We start from the raw sequence: 7,378 nt of genomic DNA, 5'->3' as shown, positions 1-7,378 counted from the left end.
CTAAACGCAGTACCCGGCCCTGTGGCCCGTAAAAACCGGGGCAGGTAACTGTAATGCCATGATGAAAACCATCCACAAAATTTTTTAATAATGCGCCGCTTGCACTGCTGATATAAGGCTGAGCAAAATTATTATTCAATTGCGTTTGTGTTACAAAAGATTGCACCAATTGTTTTTCTTCTTCATTATTATTAAGGCGGTAAAAATTTAACAGGTTGTCAATACCAAGGCCATGAGTGCTTACCACAAAACTATCTACCGGAATATCCATTTGTAAAGAGCCTGATGTACCAATTCTTATAATATTTAATTGCGTTAAATTTTCTTTTACCGTTCTTGTTTCAAAATTAATATTTACCAATGCATCCAGTTCGTTTAAAACAATATCAATATTATCGGTACCAATGCCGGTGCTTACTACTGTTATTCTTTTTTTATTAAGAAAACCGGTATGGGTTACAAATTCCCTGTGGTTATTTTTTATTTCAACCGAATCAAAATGTTTACTTACTGCTCCTACCCTGTCAGGGTCGCCAACGGTAATAATAGTTGCAGCTATTTCTTCGGGCCGGCAATCTAAATGATAAATAGCGCCACGTTTGTTTATAATAAGTTCGGATGCAGCAATACTGTTCATACTATTTTTTTGATAATCAATTTTAGCAGTGTAATAATTTTGCCTAAAAATACCCTATTTTTGCAACACTAAAAAAGGTCGTTTGTCCGTCCCGATAAGAATAGGAAGCGGATGGCTAAAGCCCTAAAAAGCTTTTTTAGTAAATTGGTCCTTTGGCCGAGTGGCTAGGCAAAGCTCTGCAAAAGCTTCTACAGCGGTTCGAATCCGCTAGGGACCTCAAAAAATTGCCCCGATATAAGTCCGGGGCTTTTTTAATACATTTTTATGAGTTCAAAAATATTATTCTGGTTTGGTATTGCAGCCTGCATTACTTTAATAATATCCTGTTTTTTGCCCTGGGCATATTATGCCGACAGTAATATTGCCAATGAAGCAGAAAGGACTTTTACAGGTTTTTATTCTTACAAACAACAATATGGCAAACCTGGAAATTTTTTAGTTTTTTTTGCAGTAGTTATTTTGATACTTATGATTGTACCTAAAGTATGGGCTAAGAGAACCAATCTTTTTATAAGTGCATTTACACTAGCGTATGCGTTTAAGAGTTATATCCTCTATACATCCTGCTATAACGCTTATTGCCCCGAGAAAAAAGCAGGGATTTTTATTATGTTATTTTCAACAGTGGTAATGCTGGTTGCTGCTGTTTTTCCCAACATGAAGATTGAGGGCAATGCAGCTGAGAAAAATAAAATTAAAGAAACACTTTGAGTTTCTTGGGCTGACCCAGTATTTACATTATGTATTTTTAATTGAATCATACTGGATCATAGGACACATATATAGACATTAATTCTTCCTTACTTCTTTGCCCCATGCATCTTTTAAAGTAACGGTGCGGTTAAATACTAATTTTTCTTTGGTGGAATCTTTATCCAGGCAAAAATATCCTTTGCGTAAAAACTGGTAACGGCCCTGTAAAGTTGCAGCAGCCAATGAAGGTTCTATAAATGCGTTTTTAATAATTTGTAAAGAATCAGGATTGATATTTTCTTTAAAATCCCCCTCTTCAGCAGCAGGGTTTTCTGCTTTAAATAAACGATCATACAATCTTACTTCGGCATTTACTGCATGTGCAGCACTTACCCAATGTATGGTTCCTTTAACTGAAATACCACTGTTATCGCTGCCGCTTTTTGTTTCGGGCAGGTAAGTGCAATGTACGGCGGTAATATTTCCGCTCTCATCTTTTGTAAAGCTTTCGCATTGTACAATGTAAGCACTTTTTAAACGCACCATAGCACCCGGCGCTAAACGAAACCATTTTTTTGCCGCCACTTCCATAAAATCTTCCCGCTCTATCAACAGCTCTTTACTAAATGAAATCGTTCTGCTTCCCATAGTTTCATCAGGGCCATTTTCGCTAATCAATTCTTCAGTTTTACCCTCTTCATAATTAGTAATAATTAATTTTACAGGATCTAAAACCGCCATCATCCGCAAAGCAGTTTTATTTAATTCTTCCCGTAAACAAAATTCCAGTAAACTAATGTCGATTAAATTTTCTCTTTTGGCTACGCCGATTTTATCACAGAACAAACGGATGCTTTCAGGTGTGTATCCTTTTCTTCTAAAGCCGCTGAGTGTGGGCATTCTTGGGTCATCCCAGCCAGTTACATAACCTTCGTTAACCAACTCCAGTAATTTTCTTTTGCTCATTACGGTATAAGTCATGTTCAATCTTGCAAACTCGTATTGATGCGATGGAAAAATATTTAATTTTTCAATACACCAATCATATAATTCACGGTGCGGTATAAATTCTAAAGTGCAAATGCTGTGGGTAATATTTTCTATGCTGTCGCTTTGCCCATGGGCAAAATCGTACATCGGGTAAATGCACCAGGTATCGCCCGTGCGGTGGTGGTGGGCATGTTTAATGCGGTAAATTATTGGGTCCCTCATCAGCATATTTCCATGGGCCATATCAATTTTTGCCCGTAAAACTTTTTCGCCATCTTTATATTTATCCTCCTTCATTGCAGTAAATAAAGAAAGATTTTCTTCAATGGTTCGATTGCGGAAAGGGCTGTCTTTACCAGCTTCTGTTGGCGTTCCTTTTAATGCAGCAATTTCTTCTGCCGATAAATCATCAACATAAGCCAACCCTTTTTTTATTAAGTCAACAGCAAATGCGTACAGCTGATCAAAATAATCTGATGCATAAAATTCGTTGGCCCAGTTAAAGCCCAGCCATTGTATATCTTCTTTAATACTGTAAACATATTCGGTTTCTTCTGTTACAGGATTAGTATCATCAAAACGCAGGTTTGTTTTGCCACCATACTTTAATCCTAAACCAAAATTTAAGCAAATAGCTTTTGCATGGCCAATGTGCAGGTAGCCATTAGGCTCTGGCGGAAAACGGGTAAGAATGGATTGGTGTTTTCCGTTTTTAAGATCGTCTTCAATAATTTCTTCAATAAAATTTAAACTCTTTTCTTCACTCATCTTTTTTATTTGAACAGCAAATTTAAGGAAACATGATTTATAAACGTCTTTTGATAAATGGTTTGACAAAGGGTTAGCAACCTTTTGCAAATGCTTTGAACTTTCTAAATTTCAAAAATAAGTTTGCAACCCTTCAGGCTCATTTGCTTTTCATTTCCTGCAGCATTAAAATAATTTTATCTAATTTTTCTGACTCTATTTTACTTAAGTGAAGTTGCAGTGCTTCTATTTCTTTTTTTGCATCAAGATTGGTTTGATAATCTTCCTCTGCCTGTATGCGGTCCCTTCCCGCCTGCCGGTTTTGCGCCATCATAATTATTGGTGCGGCATAAGCAGCCTGCGTGGAAAAGATGAGGTTTAATAATATAAAAGGGTACACATCCCAATGGCGAACAAAACCGATCACATTTAATATCATCCATATAATTACAAAAATGCTCTGCCATATAATAAATTTCCAGGAGCCCATACCGCTTGCAACAGCGTCAGCAATTTTATCGCCAAATGTGTACGTCTCTTTGTGTTTTGTATGCCAGGTCTTTTTTGCCATTGTAATAATTTTAATCAATTTAAAATATTACTCTATAAAAAAAGCCTTTTTATTATTCAATATGAGATAATAAAAAGGCCCGGTAAAATAAATTTAAAAATTAAACCCTTCCCATTCTTTTTAAATGCATGGTATGCGAAACCAATGCATGCCTCATTCTTCTGAACTCAATATATTTTACACCATACTCCTGGCAGGTCTGTTTAATTATTTTACTTATTTCAGGGTAGTGTACATGCGAAATTTTTGGAAAAAGATGATGTTCGATCTGAAAATTTAATCCACCCACCAACCAGGAAATTAACCTGTTCTTTGTTGCAAAGTTTGCCGTTGTTTCTATTTGATGAATAGCCCATTCGTTTTCTATTTTATTAATATCTGCATCCGGTACAGGAAAAGCTGTTTCTTCTACTGTATGTGCCAGTTGAAAAACCACACTCAATATTAAACCGGCAAGCATTGCTATTATTAAAAATCCCACCATCCATTGTACAAAACCTAAAAGCATAATGGGTAATACAATCATCATAAAATAGTAACCGGCTTTGGCTGTCCAAAATGCAAAATGTTCGAACGGGCTCATTTTTTTAATAGGCACGCTGCCTACTTTCTTTTTAAAATACTTGGTATAATCTGTAGCAAAAACCCAGATGATTAAAAGTAACGTGTATAAAAACCAAACATAAATATGCTGGTAACGGTGAATTTTATATTTTTTTTGTGTGGCACACATCCTCAGCATGGGCTTAATTTCTATATCATCATCCACACCATCAATATTGGTGTAAGTGTGATGAATGATATTATGTTTATTATTCCACATAATAGCGCTTGCCCCCAATGCATTTACAGAGAACGCTGCAATTTTATTCCAGAATTTACTGTTGCTGAAACTGCCGTGGCCACCATCGTGCATTACATTAAAACCGATGGCTGCAGTTAATCCTCCCATCAAAACACATTCTAAAATGGCGATCCATGCCGGAGGTGTAAAAAAAACTACATGCACATACAGCAATACATAAGATGACCAGAAAAGTACCGCTTTAAAATATAATCCAAAATTACCTGTAGCAGGTTTTTGTGATTTTGTAAAATAGTCGTTTACTCTTCTCTTAAGTTCCTGATGAAAGGTAGAACCGGCTACGTTTAAGAATTTTGGGGTTGACATAATGATATTGTTTGTTGTATTAAGTATTATTTTTTATGAAGGCATCAAAATTATTTAAGCCAATCATTTTTTGTGTGATAAAACCTTCCGCATATTTTACACCTATCATTTTTCCAAACCACTTATGCCTGTACACTACACTGTCTAAAAAATCAGGAGTAGAAATATAAGTTTGCGGCTCTTTACTTTCGGCACTGTCCGCAGGATGCTGTGTATAAAACTGTGAACCGTATGCTTTTATTGCTTCAATTTTTTGTTCAAAAACATTTGTGATGTCAATTACAAAATCGGGTTCTAAAAATTTATCCTGAATGTAATTGAAAACATATTTTGGCCGCCATGCTTCCTGCTCCATTCCATTATCCGTTGTTTCAATCTTTTTTAGCCCCGAAAGAAATGCCGCATCTGCCACCAATTTTGCCGAACGTCCATGATCGGGGTGGCGATCGGTTGGAGCATTGCATAAAATAATTTCAGGCTGATATTTTCTCAGAGCTGTAATTACTTTGCGCTGGTGTATTTCGTCGTTGGCAAAAAAACCATCGGCCATTTTTAAATTCTCTCTTACAGTAATTCCTAAAATTTTTGAAGCGGCTGCAGCTTCCTGCGTTCTTAATGCTGCTGTTCCCCTGCTGCCTAATTCGCCTTGTGTAAGATCGATAATGCCTGCTTTTTTTCCATTCAATTGTTCAACCAGTAAAACCCCGGCACAACTTAATTCCACATCATCCGGATGAACACCAAAGGCTAATAAATCTAACTTCATTCTGTAGTCTAAAATTTCTGGATGCAAGCTACACTTTTTTTGGCAGGTTTCAAGTAGTAAACTGTTGCTGTTTGGCCAAATTGGAGTCATATTAACAGTAAAGGTGATAAAGTGAGAAATATCTTACTGATTAAGGCTACGGTTAGATGGTAAAAGTAAATTGGCTCAACAGCCAACCTTGGAGCATACCAATGTTATACGCCACTTTTATGTCAACGTTTTTTAAAATTAGAATTTGCTTGATTTATAATTATCGTGTCTCCGCTTGGTAGTAAAGGTCTTGAAGCTTTTGTCAACCAAAATGCTGTAAAAATTATATTATCGACATTTGATTTTTTAAAAAGAATTGTATCGCTTGTAAAATGAAAATTAGAGTAGGGCAGTTGTGGTAATGGAGTTCCAGGTGTCCAAGAGAATGCATAAAAATTCAGGGTTGTATAACAGAACTTAATAAACCCCGATGTATCTGGCTTGATGATTAGTAAACTATCATGTAAAATTGTATAAGTACCATTATCTATTGGCGAACGAAAATTTACAAAAGAGTAATTGCCATTATTGTCAAAAGTAGCTTTTATACTGTCACCTGAAATCGTCCAACTTGATACTGAAATTGGAAATGGGTTATTTAAAATAGATGGATAGGAATATGTTTGAGTAAATTGATTTGTAAATATCCAAGTTCCTACAATAGAATTTGGAGGTAAATTATTGTCTTTATTGCAAGAAGCAATAACAATCAAACAAGTAGCAATCAACCCTATAAATTTTGCATATTTCATAATATCTTTTTTAAAGTGGTACACAACTTGTAAATAGACGAATGTAGCCATTGTTACCGAATGCTGCTACTCAATATTGCTTAACTGCCATAACCATACATACGCCGCACTTCAATAACAATTTTTTCAATAGCCGCATCATCGCCTGCGGCATTGTAAGATTGTTTTAAATTACTGTCGAAGAAAAACGCAACCGTTTGATAGAGCCTGGCTGTTACTCCGCCTTTGTATTCTTTAATTATTTCGTAGCAATTATTACCGGTTTCCCGGTTGATGAGTTTCATTAACACTCTGCCCTGGTAAACGGATAAATTAGTAAGCGGATCGGTAAACTCTTTTTTCAACTCTTTTTCTCTTGATTTGATGTAATCTTTACGGAGTTTTTTATCAGTTACATTAGTTAATTTCAGGTTGATATCGTTTAAAACTGCCCCAGCACGTTTGGCATATGGATAAGTTACATAAACCGCATTTCTTAGCCTTGTCCATTTGGCATTGGCTTCTACTTGTTTTTTGGTAAGATATGCAGCTACGGAAACGTCCACCAATGTTTTCGCTTCCATTGTATCTCCATTGTAAACCACCATTGATACCAAAATGGTATCGTTAACACCTGTTTGTGCAACCGTAATATTATTTTTTGTTGAAATAAATAATATAAAAAGCAGTACAAAAATTTTGAATGATATGGAACTGTTGCGGATTGGCATTGGGTATAAAATTACTAAAGCATTTTTGTATTAATACGGTAAGATGCTTAAAGTAACCATAAAATTTTAAGATAAGACACGGTTTTTAACCTAAATGTTGCTTGAGACAGGGTAACTTACCAGGTCTCATGATTTTTCAGCAGTTCAGCTATCTTTTTCACTTCTTCTCCACTAACCATTACTTTTTGTAAATCTTCCTCCATTGCATCAACAACAAAATTCATTTGTGTATCAACAAAAACCCTGGCAGAAGTATGAAATTCTGTTGCACCGGTAATTTTTGCCACTTCAATTACATTGGTTGATCTTAA

8 protein-coding genes, 1 tRNA gene and 1 pseudogene are annotated in these 7,378 nt (G+C 35.7%); 2 read left to right on the top strand and 8 right to left on the bottom strand.

Annotation, left to right across the window (positions count from 1 at the left end):
- A partial coding sequence (locus ACY65O_RS20345; protein ID WP_462222691.1) for a nucleoside phosphorylase occupies positions 1 to 637 on the bottom strand: 637 nt, incomplete at its 3' end.
- Between the two features lie 146 nt (positions 638 to 783).
- Between ACY65O_RS20345 and ACY65O_RS20340 the strand changes: the two genes are divergently transcribed.
- Both ACY65O_RS20340 and ACY65O_RS20335 read left to right on the top strand, forming a co-directional pair.
- Positions 784 to 854, top strand: a tRNA-Cys gene (locus tag ACY65O_RS20340).
- Between the two features lie 47 nt (positions 855 to 901).
- A complete protein-coding gene (locus ACY65O_RS20335; RefSeq protein WP_462222690.1) occupies positions 902 to 1,348 on the top strand; it encodes a hypothetical protein in 447 nt (148 codons plus the stop codon).
- Positions 1,349 to 1,426: 78 nt separating this feature from the next.
- Here the strand turns inward: ACY65O_RS20335 and ACY65O_RS20330 are convergent, their stop codons facing one another.
- From ACY65O_RS20330 to ACY65O_RS20300, 7 genes and pseudogenes are all read right to left on the bottom strand, one after another.
- Positions 1,427 to 3,088, bottom strand: a complete 1,662-nt coding sequence (locus ACY65O_RS20330; RefSeq protein ID WP_462222689.1) for a glutamine--tRNA ligase/YqeY domain fusion protein — start codon at positions 3,086 to 3,088, stop codon at positions 1,427 to 1,429.
- Positions 3,089 to 3,227: 139 nt separating this feature from the next.
- Positions 3,228 to 3,638 carry a DUF1003 domain-containing protein gene (locus ACY65O_RS20325; protein ID WP_462222688.1) on the bottom strand — a complete coding sequence of 137 codons (411 nt, stop codon included), beginning with the start codon at positions 3,636 to 3,638 and terminating at the stop codon, positions 3,228 to 3,230.
- A gap of 100 nt (positions 3,639 to 3,738) precedes the next feature.
- Positions 3,739 to 4,809, bottom strand: coding sequence for a fatty acid desaturase family protein (locus ACY65O_RS20320; protein WP_462222687.1), 1,071 nt, complete (start codon positions 4,807 to 4,809; stop codon positions 3,739 to 3,741).
- Between the two features lie 19 nt (positions 4,810 to 4,828).
- Complete coding sequence (bshB1, locus tag ACY65O_RS20315; RefSeq protein ID WP_462222686.1) at positions 4,829 to 5,602, bottom strand: bacillithiol biosynthesis deacetylase BshB1; 774 nt, start codon at positions 5,600 to 5,602, stop codon at positions 4,829 to 4,831.
- A 185-nt stretch (positions 5,603 to 5,787) separates the two neighbouring features.
- Positions 5,788 to 6,357, bottom strand: a complete 570-nt coding sequence (locus ACY65O_RS20310; RefSeq protein WP_462222685.1) for a hypothetical protein — start codon at positions 6,355 to 6,357, stop codon at positions 5,788 to 5,790.
- Between the two features lie 80 nt (positions 6,358 to 6,437).
- Positions 6,438 to 7,067 carry a DUF4294 domain-containing protein gene (locus ACY65O_RS20305; protein WP_462222684.1) on the bottom strand — a complete coding sequence of 210 codons (630 nt, stop codon included), beginning with the start codon at positions 7,065 to 7,067 and terminating at the stop codon, positions 6,438 to 6,440.
- A gap of 116 nt (positions 7,068 to 7,183) precedes the next feature.
- A pseudogene (locus ACY65O_RS20300) lies at positions 7,184 to 7,378 on the bottom strand (hypothetical protein); the annotation flags it as partial.

Origin of the sequence: Ferruginibacter sp. (genome assembly GCF_031430955.1) — a bacterium.
Taxonomy (GTDB): domain Bacteria; phylum Bacteroidota; class Bacteroidia; order Chitinophagales; family Chitinophagaceae; genus Ferruginibacter.
The sequence above is the reverse complement of the archived record's forward strand: the minus strand, read 5'-3'. Positions and strand labels throughout refer to the sequence as shown.